The organism is Paraburkholderia susongensis, from assembly GCF_900177725.1.
Classification (GTDB): Bacteria; Pseudomonadota; Gammaproteobacteria; order Burkholderiales; family Burkholderiaceae; genus Paraburkholderia; species Paraburkholderia susongensis.
In genome coordinates this window covers 146,304-162,445 of sequence record NZ_FXAT01000006.1, presented here as the reverse complement: position 1 = coordinate 162,445, position 16,142 = coordinate 146,304, and the positions used below count along the sequence as shown (strand labels likewise).

Sequence of the window (16,142 nt, the reverse complement as noted above, 5' to 3'; positions counted from 1 at the left end):
GCGCGGATCACACGCGCGGATTAGAAGTGCGGATTAAAAGCGTGGATCAAAAGCGCGGGTTCTTGCCGCTGAAGCTCGGGTCGTACTTTTGCATCTGCTTCAGGTCATCGCGATTGCGCACGCCGCACGACAGATACTGGGCATGCAGTTCGGCGAGCCGCTCGCGATCGAGTTCGACGCCGAGGCCCGGTGTCGTCGGCACGCGTACCGAGCCGTTGTCGAAGCTCACGCGCCCGCCCTTGATCACTTCTTCTTCCTGCCACGGGTAATGCGTGTCGCACGCGTAGGTCAGGTTGGGGATGCTCGCCGCGACGTGCGTCATCGCCATCAGGCTGATGCCGAGGTGCGAGTTGGAGTGCATCGACATACCGAGGTCCCACAGCTTGCACATGCGCGCGAGCGTCTGGGTCGCGCGCAGACCGCCCCAGTAGTGATGGTCCGACAGCAGGACCTTGACCGAACCCATGTCGGCGCCGCGCCGGAAATCGTCCATCGTCGTGATGACCATGTTGGTCGCGAGCGGCAGGCGCGTGTGCTTCGCGAGTTCGGCCATGCCTTCGAGTCCCGGGCACGGATCTTCGTAGTACTCGAGCAGTTCGTCGAGTTGCGGGGCAGCCGCGATGCTCGTTTCGAGCGTCCAGTTGGCGTTCGGATCGAGGCGCAGCGGCATGCCGGGGAACGCCTCATGCAGCGCGCGCATGCACGCGATTTCGTGCGCGGGTTCGAACACGCCGCCTTTCAGCTTGATGCTCTGGAAGCCGTACAGCTCGATCATGCGACGCGCCTGCGCGACGATCTGCTGCGGGCTCAAGCCTTCTCCCCAGGCATCGGGCGCGTAGGGCTTGCCGGCGTGCTCGGCGTACTTGAAGAACAGGTAGGCGCTGTAGGGCACCGCGTCGCGCACCTTGCCGCCGAGCAGGTCGACGATCGGCGCGCCGACGATTTGCCCTTGCAGGTCGAGCATCGCGACTTCCAGCGCGCTGATGACCTTCGGCGCGTTCTTCGCCGAGTGCGAACCGGGCGCGAGTTCGAATTCGACCGCGCCGGGGGCCGCCTTGATCGACGCACGAACGCGCTCTTCCATGCGATTGAGGTCGAACGGCGACAGGCCGGTCACCAGCGCTTTCGCCTGTTCGAGCACGCGCAGCATCGGCTCGTCGCCGTAGGTCTCGGAGATGCCGACGCGGCCGTCGCCCGTCTCCAGTTCGAGGATGGCGCGCAATGCCCAGGGTTCGTGGATTCCGGCGGCGTTGAGCAGTGGGCCGTCGCGAAAGGCGATCGGAGTAATTCGCACCTGCGTGATGGTGATGTCGCGAGTCATGGTGGCAATCGGCAATCGAAGGATGGAAATCTGATGGGGCGGATAGTAAAGCACTAATGTATTAGTGCGTCAGTGGGGTAAATACTGATCTCCCACTGGGGTGAAATCCGCTGTCAGGCCCGCTGGAAGGGGCGGGCGTCGGCTATAGTGCTAGTGTTTCAGCGGGCGGGTGCATTCAGCCGCCTGCGCCCACGCTTCAGTTCCAGCCATGAAAAATCACGTTTCCCGGTCAGCGGCGACTCATCGGATCGACCGCTCCCGCCACGCCGCGCCGCAAATCTTTGAACGGCTGCGCGCAATGATCCTGTCCCTCGAACTGACGCCCGGCACGGTGCTGTCACGCATCGAACTGGCGAACCAGTACGGTTTGAGCCAGACGCCGGTGCGCGACGCGCTGATGAAGCTCGGCGAGGAAGGCCTCGTCGACATTTATCCGCAGCACGCGACCGTCGTCAGCCAGATCAACGTGACGTCCGCGTTGCAGGCGCACTTCCTGCGCCGCTCGATCGAACTGGAAGTCGTGCGCACACTCGCGGAGCAGCGCGACGTCGTGCTGATCGCGCAGTTGCGCGCCACTATCGCGGGGCAGACGCAACTGCTCGATCTGAAGAACTACGAGCAGTTCTCGCTGCTCGACCAGGCTTTTCATCGGCAGATGTACGAGGCGGCCGGCGTGCCGCAGCTGTGGGACCTGGTGCGCAGACTGAGCGGCCATATCGACCGGCTGCGCCGTCTGAATCTGCCGGTGGAGGGCAAGACGATCGCGGTGGTGCGCGATCACACCGAGATTGTCGATGCGATCGAAAACGGCGATGTGACGGCCGCGCAGGCCGCGCTACGCAAGCATCTGTCGGGGACGCTGAGCCAGGTCGATCAGATTCGCGCGAGTTATCCGAATTTCCTGGCGGATGACTGAAGGTGGGTGCAACGGTAGGGGGATGCGGCGGTCGCGCTTTACGGCGGACTATCGTATCGCGACTGCCGCGCGTTCCTTCCGCGCAAGAACATGGCGATTCACAGGCCGTGGCAGGCCGAGATTCTCCCGCAGTGTGTGTCCTTCGTATTCCGTCCGGAACAGTCCGCGCCGCTGCAATTCCGGCACCACGAGCTCAGCGAATTCGCTGAGACCGCCAGGCAGCCACGGCGACATGATATTGAAGCCGTCCGCGCCGTCTTCCTCGAACCATTGCTGCAATTGATCCGCGATGCTTTGCGGTGTGCCGATAACCTGCTGGTGTCCACGCGCTCCCGCGATACGCAGATACAGATCGCGGATAGTCAGGTTTTCGCGCCGCGCGAGATCGAGCAGCAGACGCTGCCGGCTCTTGCCGCCATTGGTTTCCGGCAGTTCGGGAAACGGTCCGTCTACGGGATAGCTCGACAGATCGACGCCGCCCGACATATTGGCTAGCAGCGACAGGCCCACGGTCGGATGAATCAGCGCCTGGAGCGCATCGAATTTCGCGCGCGCTTCTTCTTCGGTCCGGCCGATCACCGGAAAGATGCCCGGCATGATCTTCAGATGATCCGGTTGGCGGCCATAGCGCGCGAGTCTGCCCTTGAGGTCGCGATAGAACGCTTGCGCTTCCTCGAGCGTCTGATGCGCGACGAACACGACTTCGGCGGTTTGCGCGGCGAGTTCCTTGCCGGCCTCCGACGCGCCCGCCTGCACGACGACCGGCGAGCCTTGCGGCGAACGCGCGACGTTCAAGGGTCCGCGCACCTTGAAATGCTTGCCGCGATGGTTGAGCACGTGCAGCTTGCCGGGGTCGAAATACACGCCGCTTTCCTTGTCGCGAAGAAACGCGTCGTCTTCCCAGCTATCCCACAGGCCCGCGACCACGTCATGAAATTCCTTCGCGCGCTCATACCGTTCGCCATGCTCGGGATGCTGGTCGAAACTGAAGTTCAGCGCCTCGGACTCCGTGCTCGACGTCACGAGATTCCAGCCTGAGCGTCCGCCGCTCAGATGATCGAGCGATGCGAACTTGCGCGCGAGATTGTAGGGCTCGTTAAAGGTGGTCGATACCGTCGCGATCAACCCGATGTTGCGCGTGACCACCGACAATGCCGACAGCAGCGTCAGCGGCTCGAAATGGTCCGCGCGAGCGGTGCGTGACAGCGAGGGCAGGTTGGTATCGCGCACGCTGACGCTGTCGGCGAAGAAGATCGTGTCGAATTTCGCGCGCTCCGCGATCTGCGCGAGTTGCGCGTAGTGCTGGAAATCGAGTCCACCGCTCGCGTGCGTGTCGGGATGGCGCCACGCGGCGATATGGTGGCCGGTTTCCATCAGAAACGCGCCGAGTTTGATCTGCCGTTTGCTGTTGCTCATCGTCTGCTCCGTAGCATGCCGCTGGTTTTGAAGCGGGCTGCGTGTGTTACCACGCGAGCCGCCATTCGGTAATCGGCGCATGGGCGGGCTCGGCATGCGACAAGCCGCCATCACCGTCGTGCGGCAGCGTGCCGGGCTCGCCGAAGTCGGCCACGATCTCGTCGCGCAAGCGGATGAAGCGCGCGTCGCCGCGATTGCGCGGGCGCGGCAACGCAACCTCGACGATGCGCTCGATGTGGCCCGGACGCGGCGCCATCGTCACGACACGGTCGCCGAGATAGACGGCTTCGTCCACGTCGTGCGTGACGAGGATCATCGTGATGCGCTCCTGCTGCCAGATGCGCTGCAATTCGTTCTGTAGCCGGCCGCGCGTCAGCGCGTCGAGCGCGCCAAACGGCTCGTCGAGCAGCAGCACACGCGGACGGTTGACCAGTCCGCGCGCGATCGCCACGCGCTGCGCCATGCCGCCCGACAACTGGTTCGGATACGCGTTCTCGAAACCGGTCAGGCCGACGAGCGCAATATGTTCTGCGACTGCGTCGCGCTTCTGCCTCGCGGTCAACGGTGCATTGCGCAGCGCCGCCAAGATGTTCTGCGACGCAGTGAGCCACGGAAACAGCCGATGGTCCTGAAACACGATGCCGCGTTGCAGGGACGTGTCGCGCACCCGTTCGCCGGCGACGTGGATGTCGCCGCTGTAGTCGGTATCGAGGCCGGCGATCAGGCGCAGCAACGTCGACTTGCCGCAGCCGCTCGCGCCGAGCACGCTCACGAATTCGCCGGGTTGCACGCTCAGCGTGATGTCGTCGAGCACATCGAGCGCCGCGCCATGCTGGACATAGCGCTTGCGCACGTGACGGATGTCGAGGGCTTCGGATACCGCAGCGGTCATGAGAATGGTCCTGTAGAAATGGACGGATGCGTTCGCGCCAGTATCACGGCGCGCCGAATGGGCGCAGCGCAAAAAGAGCGCGCTCGACGCGGCGCGCCAACGCATTGAGCGCCCAGCCGGTCGCGCCCACGACGATGATGCCGAACAGCACGAGGTCCATACGGAACTGCTCGCTGCCGTCGATCAGCAGATTGCCGATGCCGCTGCCCGACACCAGCAGATATTCGGCGCCGAGCGTCGCGAGCCACGAATAGATCAGCGCCAGATAGAGGCCTGTGAAGATCGACGGCAGCGCGGCGGGCAGAATCACGTAGGTGACCAGTTGCAGCCGCGAATAGCGAAACGCGCGGGCCACTTCGATATAGCTGCGCGGTACCGCGTGGATGCCGTCGCAGGTGTGCGCGGTAACCGGCAGGAGCGCCGCCAGTGACAGAAACACCACCTTCGCTGCATCGCCGAGGCCGAACCACACTGAAATCAGCGGTATCCACGCGAACAGCGAAATCTGCTTGAATGTGTCGAAGCTCGGTCCCACCATGCGCCGGGCGATGCGCGAGAAGCCCAGCAGGCTCCCAAGCAGCAGGCCGCCTAGCGTGCCGATGACAAAGCCGCTCGCTTCACGCGCGAGCGAAGCAGACAGCGCACGCGCCAACGCGCCGCTCACCGTTTGCTGCCAGCCGGTTTGCAGGACCGCGAGCGGGCTCACCAGCAGGCCGCTTTTCACGAGATGCAGCGCCGCGACGACCGACCACAGCGCGAGCGCGACAATGGGCAACAGCATGCCGCGCCATGCCGCGTTTCGGCGGGTGACGATGGCTTTGGCCTGCCTGCTCTGCTGCGGCGGGGACGCGCAGTCGCACGGCGGCGGGCCTTGGCGTCTCGAACGGTTCAGGCCGCGTGGCAAGCTGAGGCTAGAAAGAAAGCGCGAAAGAAAGCTCATGAGGATTCCTTTGTGTTGCCGTGGCATCACTCGCGGAACGCGGACGGCTGGCCGCGCCGCAGACGCGCTTCGAGCGCATCGAGCAGGCGGTTGACGATAAATCCGATCGCACCGACCACGACGACGGCCGCCATCACCAGATCGAGCTGAAACAGCTGCCGTCCGTAGACGATCAGATAGCCGAGCCCTTCCGACGACGCGACCAGCTCGACGACGACGAGCGCAAGCCACGCCTTCGTGAACGCGAGCCGCACGCCGGTCGCGAGCGTCGGCACTGCGGCGGGCAACACCACGTGGACGATCCGCTGCCACCGGCTGTAGCCATAGCCGCGCGCGACTTCGTCGAGCGTGTGAGGCGTCTGGCGGAAACCCTGCAAGGTACTCAGCGTGACGGGCACGAGCGCGGCGTGCGCGATCAGGATGTATTTGAGCGGCTCGCCCACGCCGACGAGCAGCAGCAGAAACGGCAGCCAGCCCAGCACGGGGATCTGCACGACGGCGTTGAAGCTCGGCAGCACATAGGCTTCGAGCGTGCGCGACAAACCGAGCGCCGCGCCGAGCGCGAAGCCGAGCAGCGTGCCGATGCCGAAACCGAACAGCACCCGTTGCAGGCTGACCAGCGTGTGGCGCGCGAGATCGCCGCTGCGCGCGAGTTCCATGAACGTCTCATAGACGCGCGCGGGCGGCGGCAGGATTTGCGGAGCGATCCAGCCGCGCTCGCTGCCGATCGTCCAGAGCGCGAGCAGGAGCGCCGGCAACAGCCACGGCGCAACGCGCCAGGCGGCGCCTCGCAGCCATGCGCGTGCGCCGCGTGCCGTGCGTTGCTCGCGAGCGCTGCCACGGGCTGGCGTGGCGAGAGGGATCGCTGTATCGCTCATCGTGGACCCCGTTAGGTAAGCGGCTTGCCGGCTGCGTCGTAGCGTGTCCAGTAATGGTCGAGCTTTTGCGCGCGCAACGCATTGTCCAGATAACGCGGTTCGAACCACGTGTCGACGTCGACGGGCTGGCGGATCAGCTTCAGCTTCAGCGCATCCTGGGCGACTGCCTTGTAGCGCGCGACGATGAACGGATCGATCAGCGGCGAGTTGCGTTCCTTCAGCGTCTGGTGCGCGAACTCGGCCTGCCACGATGCATAGCTCACGCCGCTTCTGGCCCAGAGTTTGAACAGCGCATCGCGGTTGTTTTCATCGGACGACCACTGCGCGCCCTTGACGAACGCATTGACGACGCGCTGCACGACATCGGGATGAGCCTGTTCGAAATCGTCGAGGACGAGCAGATGCGATTGCCGCGTGAATTGCGGGCCATCGGTCTGGGACTCGTAGACGACCTTGGCCAGACCGGCGTCGCGCAGCTTGTACACGTGGTAATCGTTGACCGATGCGTCGATGCCCTTCGATGCCAGCGCCGCAAGCGCGCTGGCGGTATCGAGATTGATCACGCGCAGGTCGCGTTCGTCGAGCTGGTTCGCCGCGAGCGCATTGTCGGCGACGAGCTGCAGATTGGTGCCGCGAAAGAGGGCGACGCGGCGCCCCTTGAGGTCCTTGATCGTATGGATGTCGGAATCCGGAGGCACGGCAACCTTGATGCCGACGCGAACGCCGGATTCGAGCAGGATATGCGTCTTCAGACCATTGGCGCGCGCGAGTACCGACGGCAGATCACCTTGAAACGCAAAGTCGAGCGACTTGTCGGCGATCGCTTCGTTCACGGCCGGGCCCGCGCCTTTGAAGAAGAGCCACTGGACCTTGATGCCATCCGCCGCGAACTCCTTTTCGAGCAACTGTTGCAGTTGCACGGTCGCGGCGGGTGAGCCGCCGAACGTGGGCGGATCGCCCGCGCCTTGCTGCGCGACGCCGATGCGAATGACGGAGAGCTTGTCGGCATACGCGTGAAGCGTGGCGGTGCTCAAGGCGGCGCATACCGCAAGAGATTTCAGTAGCTTGAAATAGCGCATGGTTTCCGTGGTGAAGCGAGGTGGGGCGGCGCGCGAGCAGGCCGGACCGAACCGGCAGTCATCGGGTTGGGCATTCGGCGCCCTGCGCGGCCAGGTGCAAAGCGCAATCGAGTATAGGAAGGTGCGGCCGCGCACTCCAATAACGAATCCTCGAATCGTTATCGGCGGTTGTCATTTGCGTGCTGGGCCGGTGAGGAAGGGGAGGGCGATGCTCATAACGTTATGAACTTTGCTTGGTTGCCGTTCGCCGCCGCGCCCGTTACCGTCAGCGCATTTCACATCGGTCCCACTGAATGGATATGCGCAATTCCGCGATGGATTCGCCCCCTTCGCGCACGCGCCGGCGGCTGCTTGGCCGGCTCGCCGCGGGCAGTTTCGCCGCGTCGCAGGCTGCGACGGCCGCCGATCTGCTCAAGCCACTGGAGATCGCGCCCTCGAGCCGCGTGCCGGGTGCGCCGGTACTCGACCATCCGTATGGCGTGCCATCGCCGTACGAAGCGGATGTCGTGCGGCGCAGCGCACGCGCGTGGCCGGTACCGGGTGCGGCTTCGTCGATGACGCCGCTGGCCGATCTGCACGGCACGATCACGCCTAACGGTCTGACTTACGAGCGCCATCATGGCGGCGTGCCGGACATTCATCCCGATCGGCATCGACTGGCGATTCACGGCTTCGTGCGAACGCCGAAGCTGTTTACGATGGACGACCTGTTGCGCCTGCCATCCGAATCGCGGATTCATTTTCTCGAATGTTCCGGCAATACCGGCAGCGAGTGGAACGGTCCGAGCGGCTTGCCCGTGCAGCTCACGCATGGTCTGCTGTCGTGCTGCGAGTGGACCGGCGTGCGACTGTCGACGTTGCTCGACGAAGTGGGCGGTCTCGCAAAGCCGATCGATGCGGCGAACGGCTGGCTGCTGGCCGAGGGCGCCGACGCGGCTGTGATGACACGCAGCTTGCCGCTCGAGCGGATACTCGAGAGAGCGCTCGTCGTCTATGCACAGAACGGCGAACGTCTGCGCCCGGAGAACGGTTATCCGCTGCGTCTGATCGTGCCGGGCTTCGAAGGCAATACGAACGTCAAATGGCTGCGGCGGCTCAAAGTGGTCGACGCGCCGTTGCAAACGCGCGAGGAAACCTCGAAATACACGAGCCTGCTGGCCAACGGCACCGCGCGGCAGTTCGCGTTCGAGATGGACGCGAAGTCGGTGATTACGCGGCCGTCGCCGGGGCATCGTCTCACCGCGCACGGCTACTACCCGATCACTGGGCTGGCATGGTCGGGGCGAGGGACGATCCGCAAGGTCGAAGTGTCGACCGATGGCGGGGCGAACTGGCGGCTCGCACGCCTCGACGGCGTGATTCACGATCGCGCACTCACGCGTTTTCGCGCGGATTGGCAGTGGGACGGTGGCGCCGCCGCGATTTTGTCGCGTGCCACCGATTCGAGCGGCTACGTGCAGCCGACACGCGCCGAACTCGTCGCCGCGCGCGGCCTGAACTCGCAGTACCACTACAACGCGATCCAGCAGTGGCGCGTCGAGACGAGCGGCGAGGTGCGCAATGCGTGACGGCCGCTCGAGGCATGGGTTCGTGCGCGTTGCGCTGGTCCCATTGCTGGCGTTGACGGCGCTGGCTGCATGTTCGTCGATTGCGCCGGATGTGCAGAGCGTGGCAGCGGGCCACGGCATCGGCACGCCGCTCGGCGAGCGCGAGCTTGCCGCGTGGAACATCGACGTCGCGCCGGATGGGCAGGGCCTGCCCGCGGGCAGTGGCGACGTGGCCACTGGCGCGCGTCTTTTTGCGGCGAAGTGCGCGATGTGTCACGGCGCGCTCGGCGAGGGCGGTCTCGGCGATCCGCTGGTCGGCGGGCGAGGCACGCTCGCCAGTGCGAAACCAAAGCGCACGGTGGGCAGCTACTGGCCCTATGCGACGACGCTCTTCGACTATATCCGCCGCGCGATGCCGTACAACGCGCCCGAGTCGCTGTCCGCCGACGACGTGTATGCGCTCAGCGCGTTCCTGCTCAACCAGAATGGCATCGTCCCGGCGGAAACACGGCTGGACGCCGCGTCATTGCCGCTCGTGGTGATGCCCAACCGCAATGGCTTCGTTGCCGATCCGCGTCCGGGACGGCTATGACGCGCTGATAAATAATGCGCCGATGCGATCGTCGGCATGAGCGGGGCAGCCCGTGCCGGCGGCCTGACGCACGGTCGCGGACGCAACTGCTGGTCAACGCGTTGAACGCCGATCGTTTTGCCAGGGATCCGGCACTCGTGACACCGAGTGCCGGATCTTGCATTGGTACCGGATTTTCAGTTCAACGCGGTCGCCGCGGCAGCGCCGACAGGCGAGCCCTCGAGGGCCACCGATTGCTGCCCGTCAGGCCCCACCGGCACATCTCCGACGAGCGTCGTGCGATACAGCTGCCGGTCGAAGTCGAGATCGAAAATATCCGTGGGCGCGAGGTGGGCGGTGCTGCGGTTGTCCCAGAACGCGATACTGCCGGCTTCCCACTTGAAGCGCACGGTGAATTCGGGCCGTGTCACGTGTTCCCACAGCAGTTCGAGTAGCGCCTGGCTTTCGCGCGGCGTCACATCGACGATCGATTTCAGAAAGCTCGGACTCACGTAGAGCACTCGTTCGCCCGTTTCCGGATGGACCCTGACGAGCGGATGCTCGGTGACGAGCGCGCGCTGTTCGACGGCTTTGACAAAGGCATCCGTGCCGGTTGCGCCGGCCGGCGGCGTGAAACGATGAATGCCGCGCAAGCCATCGACGAAAGTCCGCAGCGGCTTCGACAGTTTCTCGTAGGCGATCGCCAGATTGGTCCATTGCGTGTCGCCGCCATACGGCGGAATGGTGACGCCCCGCAGAATCGATGCCCACGGTGGATTGAGCGCCGCCGTCACGTCCGTATGCCAGCCGGTCCATGGACGCAACAGCGTTTGACCTTCGAAACGCGTCGCCTTACGGTACTTCGAGATCGAATAGACCTCGGGATGACCTTCGACGTGTCCGAACACCGGATGCCCCAGCGTCAGTTCGCCGAATTGAGCAGCGAAGGCGATGTGCTGCTCATGCGTGAGAAACTGCTCGCGGAAAAATACCACACGCCATTTCAGCAAGGCTGCACGAATCTGCGCGACCTGACCAGGTTCCAATTTCCGCGTCAGATCGACGCCGTGAATCTCGGCGCCGATATGCGCCGACAGCGGGTTGATTTCGATCGGCTGTACTTCGTGCAATGCGGCTGCGCTCATGCGAGGCTCCTGGAGAAGAGAAACGTAAGCGGCGTCGGCTCATAGGCCGCGGACGTTCACGTTAAATTCGCCAGTGCCTGAATCCAACCAATCAATGCACATAAGAAAATCAGCAAAGCTGCGAACGGTGGTGGCCGGATCACGATCAGTTCATCGCGAGGGGGCGCCGCTCGCGCTCAAGCGACATCTGCTACGCGCCTCACTCTATCGCAGACAGCTCGCCGCACACTTTGCCGCCTGGCATCGTTTTAAGGTGACAGCGCCCTCGCACGTGACTGCGAATGCTTGCCCGAAACACTCGCAGGTCTGCATTTTGTCGTCTTCGCCATGCTTATGCCTGTCCACGCAATCCAGTACTCCGAAGTTCCTGATACCGTCTAGGTCATGCTTTTGTATTCGCCAGCGCGCAGTCGTGCCGCCAATGCTTTTCTGTCCACCTTTCCGACCGCAGTCTCGGGTAATGACTCCACGAACACCACGTCGTGCGGCACGTAAATGCGCGAAAGACGCCTTCTCACAGCCTCCTGCACGCGTTTGGCATCGGCCCAGGTACGATCTTTCGGCACCACGAATGCCACTGGCACTTCACCGAGGTCGTGGTCCGCGCGCCCGACCACGCAGCACGCGGCGACGTCGTCGTCAGCGACGATTACGCTTTCGATCAGCAAGGGCGACAGGTTTTCGCCACCGCGGATAATGACGTCCTTGATGCGGCCCGTCACATAAAGATAGCCGTCGTCGTCGAAGCGGCCGAGGTCGCCGGTATGCAGCCAGCCGTTGGTGACAGTCCTCGCGGTGGCGTCCGCTGCACCGAGGTAGCCGGTCATGAGGTTCGGCCCCGCAATACAGATTTCACCTTCGATTTCCGCCGCGTCGGTCATGGCGCCATCGGCTGCCTGCAGCTTGACGGTCTGTCCGGGCAGCACCTTGCCAACCGAACCGATACGGCGTGCCGTCGGTGGATTGAGCGTGCTCGTGCACGTGGCCTCCGACAAACCATACGAAATGACGAGCACGCAGCCGAGTTTCGCTTCGACTTCACGATGCAGCGCCTCGGTGATGGGTGCCGAGCCGCAACGCGCCATACGCAGGCTTGCAAGCGCTTCGGCGTCGAACTGTTGCGCGAGCATGCGCGAGTACATCGTCGGCACGCCGGTGATGATGGTCGGCTTGTAGCGCTTCATCAGCTCGGGCATGTCCTCCGCCCGAAAGCGCGGACAGAACACGACGGTCGCGCCCGCGAGCAGCGGTGTGAAAAGCTGGTTGTTCACGCCGTTGGTATGGTAGATCGGCATCACGTGCAGCAGACAGTCGTCGCTCGACAGTGCGCTTTGCTCGAGCACGCCGAGCGCGTTGTTCAGAAGCGCCGCCTGCGTGAGCTGCACGACTTTGGGCCGTCCCGTGCTGCCCGATGTGAAGAGCAGCAGGGCGGCGCACGTCGTGGGGACATCGACAGGTTGCAAATGCGCTGCCTCGGTCAAACTGGCAAACTGAACTGTCCTGGCCGCAGCAGGTACGGTTAGCTCGCTGACGAGCGGCAGATTGTCGGTATCGTGCACGACAAGCCGCGCGTTCGTTTCGATGAGTCGCGCGCTGACTTCCTGCGCGGGAAGCTTCGGTTCGAACACACATGGGCACAAGCCCGCGCGGATCGACGCCAGCAGCATGATCACGGCATCGAGTGAACGCGTCATCACGATCGCGACGGCATCGCCGGGACGTGCGTCGTGCCGCAGAAGATTTGCCGCGACCGCGCCGGTTTCGCGTGCGAGGCCGGCGTACGAAATCGTTCGCACTCCATCGGTTAATGCGGGACGTTCGTGCACGTCAGGCTGCTGCCAATACTGCTGAAACGCCTGCGCGAGACTCGCCGGTCTACTCTCCAGATCCAATGCAGTCGATGTCTTCACGTTGGTTACCTGAGTCGAATGGCTGCATCGCGCTCGAATTGCCCTTGCGGGTCGAGCGACTGGAGCGCCTCGCGCTCGCGCGCCGTGGGCGGGGCAGTGGGTTCGGCGCCGGTGGCATCGAACGTGAAGCCAGTGCGCTCGCGCACTTCTTCGAGACTCGATTCCGGGTGCCACGATTGCAGCGCGAGCCTGCCATCGCGCTTCACGAACACGGCGATCGGCGTGACGACACCGTGCATGCCGCCCCACGACGTGACGAAGTCGAGTTTCTCGACCAGCGTGCGCTTCGAGTGTTCCGTGCGCCAGGTGCAGGCGCGTTTTGCCGTTGGCAACATCACGGCACCGCCGCCGCCGCCTGGCAAGCGTACTTTCGGATGCGCCCATTCGCCGATGCACGAATTGTTCGCGCAGCCCGCCCCATCGAGCTGGGCCGCGCCGAGGAACGTAAGGTCCATGCGGCCGCGCGTGCACAGGTCGTAGAAGTCCTCGTTGGCGAAAATCGACGCTGAGCCTTCCGCCAGCAGCGGGTCGGAGCTCGAAATCGGCACGCAGGAGGGTGTCGGATCGACGCCGCCCGCGACGTTGATATAGACGAAGTCCCACTCATACGCGCGCTTTGCAAGCAGACACGCAAGCATGGGCGGCGTGGAGTTCACGCCGCTGAAGGTAATCTCATTCGGGCGGACAAAGCGCGCGAGATTCGTGACGATGTACGAGAAACCGCTCCATTGCTCAGCCATGTTGACGTGCCTCCATTTCAGGCGCTGCATCGATATGGCGGGCGAGCGCATCTGGTCCTTCTTCGAGGTACGCCTCGACGGCCGGATAGTCGATTGCATAGGATGGCCAGCACGAACCCGGCCATGCGCCGTTTTTCACGATCGCGTAGTTTTGCACCATGAAATACGGTACGACGGTGAGTTCGGGCTGGTCAGCGAAGTTTTCGTCCGACACTTCCTCGGCAATCACGAGCACGCTCTTTGCCGCCCTGCTCATGATGCGATCCCAGTGATAGGTACCGGCGATACGCACATTGCCGAGCTTGTCCACGCTCGATGCATGAATCACGGCGAAGTCCGGCGAGATCGCAGGAATGACATACGTTTTTTGGCCGCTGCCGTACGGATCGTCCAGGCACTTCCAGTCGTTGATGCGCACCAGGTCGCTTCCGTGCAGTCCGCCGCATGGCATGAACGGCACGCCGAAAGTGGCCGCGCGAAGCCCCGCGGTGAGACTTGCGCAGGCGTGTTCTTCAAGCGTGAGATGCCCCTTCTCGACTGCGCGCCGATACCACGGCGCAAGCCCGAAGTTGCCCTCCATCGCGACGATGCCGCAACGCGCACGCGACGCAACGCCCGCGCGGCACAGAATGTCGATGTCGTAACCGGGCGACTGCTTGATGATTTCGATATCACGCTTTTGCTGGCGGATCAATTCGCGCACGAATGCGAACGGGCCGCGATGGAGGAAGCTTCCGCCCAGGCCGAGCGAGGCGCCGTCGGGCACGAGCGCGACCAGTTCGGCAAGCGTCACTTCCTTGTCCTTGCTGGAAAATCCGGAACTCATACGATTTTCTCCTGCACCTTTTTCGAGGAGGCGAGATAAGCTTCGATCCGCTTGTGGATACCCGGCACGCACGCCGAGCGCACGAGCGCGGCCAGATCGGTATCGGCCTGTTCAGTGTCGAGAGCGCGTCGCAACAACACGCGGCTTTGCGCGGGCAATGCGTTCACGCGCTCCAAAACTTCCGCGATCAAACCGGCGTGCTGCTCAGAATCCACCACGCGTTCGATGAAGCCGTTTGCGTTCGCGCGTTCGACATCGAACGTGGCGGCCGTTTCGAGAATACGCTGCGCCTCCCGCGTGCCAACGATGCGCGCAAAGCGCGCCGAGCCCAGCACGAGGCCGAATTTCAGACCCGGCATGCGGAACGTCGAGCCCGGGGCCGCGGCGCGCAGATTGCATGCGGCGATCAGGTCGACGCCCGCGCCGAAGTTTCTGCCGTGCGCGAGTGCGGCCGTGAAGCACGGCGAATTCGCGATCTTGTTCAGCAGTACCTCGATGCGAACAAAGCGCAGCAGCAGATCGCCTTCGCTTTGTGAGTGCACGTCGCTCATGTCGAATCCGGCGCTGAAGCAGCGGCCTTCGCCTTGCAGGACGACGAGCGGTGTGCCGGCGGCTTGAGCCTCATCGAACGCCTCGATCAGCTCCTCGACGAGACTCGCGCAGAGCGCATTCAGCTTGTCGGGACGATTGAGTGTGATCGTCCAATGCGTGGGCAATCTGGATACGACGAGCGTGCTCATGCAGCGACCTCCGACTTCTTGAGCAATTCGGCGTTGTGCTCGCCGAGGCCCGGCGGACGCAGGCGGATCTCCGGCGCATTCCCGGAGAAACGCACGGGGGACGCGAAGGTCTTCGTGTGAACGCCGTTCGGCAGCTCGAGCGGCTGCACCCACTCCATATGTTCCACCTGTGCATCCTTCAATACCTGGGAATAGGTGTTGATCGGCGCACACGGCACGCCCGCTTCACAAAAGCGCTCGATCCAGTGCTCGGCGTCGTCGCCGGCAAAAATCGCTTCGAGTGTGTCGCGCAATGCCACCTGATGCTGCGCGCGCGACGTGGTGCTCGCATAGCGCGGGTCGGCTAGCAGATCGGGGCGCCCGACGACCGCACAAACCGACTTCCACAGCGCGTTGTTGCCGGCTGCCATGCCGAAGTACGTGTCGCGCGCCTTGAACGCCTGATAGGGCGCATTGCGCGGATGCGCCGAGCCGAGCTTCTGGGGGTCTCGCCCCGTGCCGAAGTATTCGGACGTTTGCAGGGCGGCAATAGCCAGCGTGGCGCCCAGCATCGGCACGTCGATGTGGGTGCCTTGGCCGGTAGCCGCGACCCCGCGCAACGCCGAAGCCACCGAAAACGCGGCATAGAGGCCGGCGGAAAAATCGGCGAGCGGCACGCCGCATTTGACCGGCGCGCCGCCGGGCTCGCCTGTGACGCTCATGATGCCGCTCATGGCCTGCACGGTCAGGTCGAAGCCGCCTTCCTGCGAACGCGGGCCTGTCTGGCCGTAGGCGGAAATCGAGCAGTAGACGATACTGGGCTTCGCCACACGAATGTCTTCGTAGCCGAGGCCGAGGCGGTTCATCACGCCAGGGCGGTTGTTTTCGATGACGACGTCGGCCGTGTGGATCAGCGCCTTGGCCTGTTCGATGTCGTCAGGATTCTTGAGGTCCAGCGTGACCGAGCGCTTGTTTCGATTGAGCGAGGCGAAGTTCTCGCTATAACCGTCGGAAATCGGCGGCCACGCGCGCAGCGTGTCGCCGCCTTGCGGATGCTCGACCTTGATGACGTCCGCACCCATGTCTGCGAGGAGCATGCCGCAATAGGGGCCTGCTGCCACATTGCAAAACTCGATGACCCTGACTCCCTTGAGTGGCTGATCCATTCGTGTCCTCGTGCTGTCTGTTTGGATTGTCGCGGCGCTGGAACAGGCGCCGCGGCGGGTGGTACTGCGCGTAAAG

At 63.9% G+C, this 16,142-nt stretch carries 15 protein-coding genes and 2 pseudogenes; 5 read left to right on the top strand and 12 right to left on the bottom strand.

Annotation, left to right across the window (positions count from 1 at the left end; all coding sequences use genetic code 11):
• Positions 1-46 precede the first annotated feature (46 nt).
• A complete protein-coding gene (locus B9Z01_RS19695) occupies positions 47-1,321 on the bottom strand; it encodes a glucarate dehydratase family protein (RefSeq protein ID WP_085486055.1) in 1,275 nt (424 codons plus the stop codon).
• Positions 1,322-1,529: 208 nt separating this feature from the next.
• On the opposite strand from B9Z01_RS19695, the gene B9Z01_RS19690 reads away from it, so the two are divergent.
• Positions 1,530-2,237, top strand: a complete 708-nt coding sequence (locus tag B9Z01_RS19690; protein WP_085486053.1) for a GntR family transcriptional regulator — start codon at positions 1,530-1,532, stop codon at positions 2,235-2,237.
• Positions 2,238-2,285: 48 nt separating this feature from the next.
• Here B9Z01_RS19690 and B9Z01_RS19685 read toward each other — a convergent pair whose 3' ends face one another.
• The 5 genes from B9Z01_RS19685 to B9Z01_RS19665 all read right to left on the bottom strand — a co-directional run bounded on the left by B9Z01_RS19685 (position 2,286) and on the right by B9Z01_RS19665 (position 7,442).
• A complete protein-coding gene (locus B9Z01_RS19685; RefSeq protein WP_085486051.1) occupies positions 2,286-3,653 on the bottom strand; it encodes an LLM class flavin-dependent oxidoreductase in 1,368 nt (455 codons plus the stop codon).
• 46 nt (positions 3,654-3,699) lie between these two features.
• The gene (locus B9Z01_RS19680) at positions 3,700-4,545 is read right to left on the bottom strand and encodes an ABC transporter ATP-binding protein (protein ID WP_085486515.1); all 846 of its coding nucleotides are present in this window, start codon (positions 4,543-4,545) and stop codon (positions 3,700-3,702) included.
• Positions 4,546-4,588: 43 nt separating this feature from the next.
• On the bottom strand, positions 4,589-5,326 hold the full coding sequence (locus B9Z01_RS19675) for an ABC transporter permease (RefSeq protein ID WP_420814698.1): 738 nt from the start codon (positions 5,324-5,326) through the stop codon (positions 4,589-4,591).
• Between the two features lie 185 nt (positions 5,327-5,511).
• Entirely contained in the window at positions 5,512-6,363 is an 852-nt protein-coding gene (locus B9Z01_RS19670; protein ID WP_085486047.1) for an ABC transporter permease, read from the bottom strand.
• An 11-nt stretch (positions 6,364-6,374) separates the two neighbouring features.
• Positions 6,375-7,442, bottom strand: coding sequence for an ABC transporter substrate-binding protein (locus B9Z01_RS19665; RefSeq protein ID WP_085486045.1), 1,068 nt, complete (start codon positions 7,440-7,442; stop codon positions 6,375-6,377).
• A gap of 314 nt (positions 7,443-7,756) precedes the next feature.
• On the opposite strand from B9Z01_RS19665, the gene soxC reads away from it, so the two are divergent.
• Both soxC and B9Z01_RS19655 read left to right on the top strand, forming a co-directional pair.
• Positions 7,757-9,010 (top strand): sulfite dehydrogenase, encoded by a 1,254-nt coding sequence (gene soxC / locus B9Z01_RS19660; protein ID WP_420814697.1) that lies wholly within the window; start codon positions 7,757-7,759, stop codon positions 9,008-9,010.
• Positions 9,003-9,581, top strand: a complete 579-nt coding sequence (locus B9Z01_RS19655) for a c-type cytochrome (protein ID WP_085486041.1) — start codon at positions 9,003-9,005, stop codon at positions 9,579-9,581. Before soxC ends, B9Z01_RS19655 begins: the two co-directional genes overlap by 8 nt.
• Before the next feature lie 176 nt (positions 9,582-9,757).
• On the opposite strand, the gene B9Z01_RS19650 is transcribed toward B9Z01_RS19655, so the two are convergent.
• A complete protein-coding gene (locus tag B9Z01_RS19650; RefSeq protein ID WP_085486039.1) occupies positions 9,758-10,705 on the bottom strand; it encodes a TauD/TfdA dioxygenase family protein in 948 nt (315 codons plus the stop codon).
• A 172-nt stretch (positions 10,706-10,877) separates the two neighbouring features.
• On the opposite strand from B9Z01_RS19650, the pseudogene B9Z01_RS36930 reads away from it, so the two are divergent.
• Positions 10,878-10,955 (top strand): annotated as a pseudogene (locus tag B9Z01_RS36930) (IS6 family transposase); the annotation flags it as partial.
• Between the two features lie 14 nt (positions 10,956-10,969).
• A pseudogene (locus B9Z01_RS36925) lies at positions 10,970-11,076 on the top strand (IS5/IS1182 family transposase); the annotation flags it as partial.
• Positions 11,077-11,082: 6 nt separating this feature from the next.
• On the opposite strand, the gene B9Z01_RS19645 reads toward B9Z01_RS36925, so the two are convergent.
• From B9Z01_RS19645 to B9Z01_RS19625, 5 genes are read right to left on the bottom strand one after another with little or no spacing between them, the layout of a single operon-like run.
• Positions 11,083-12,615: a class I adenylate-forming enzyme family protein gene (locus tag B9Z01_RS19645; RefSeq protein WP_085486037.1), complete on the bottom strand. Its 1,533-nt coding sequence runs from the start codon at positions 12,613-12,615 to the stop codon at positions 11,083-11,085.
• Positions 12,616-12,620: 5 nt separating this feature from the next.
• A complete protein-coding gene (locus B9Z01_RS19640) occupies positions 12,621-13,355 on the bottom strand; it encodes a CoA-transferase subunit beta (RefSeq protein ID WP_085486035.1) in 735 nt (244 codons plus the stop codon).
• Entirely contained in the window at positions 13,348-14,181 is an 834-nt protein-coding gene (locus tag B9Z01_RS19635; protein ID WP_085486033.1) for a CoA transferase subunit A, read from the bottom strand. The genes B9Z01_RS19640 and B9Z01_RS19635 overlap by 8 nt, the downstream gene beginning before the upstream one ends.
• Positions 14,178-14,921, bottom strand: a complete 744-nt coding sequence (locus B9Z01_RS19630) for an enoyl-CoA hydratase/isomerase family protein (protein ID WP_085486031.1) — start codon at positions 14,919-14,921, stop codon at positions 14,178-14,180. Before B9Z01_RS19630 ends, B9Z01_RS19635 begins: the two co-directional genes overlap by 4 nt.
• Entirely contained in the window at positions 14,918-16,066 is a 1,149-nt protein-coding gene (locus tag B9Z01_RS19625; protein ID WP_085486029.1) for a CaiB/BaiF CoA transferase family protein, read from the bottom strand. The genes B9Z01_RS19630 and B9Z01_RS19625 overlap by 4 nt, the downstream gene beginning before the upstream one ends.
• Positions 16,067-16,142: the final 76 nt, after the last annotated feature.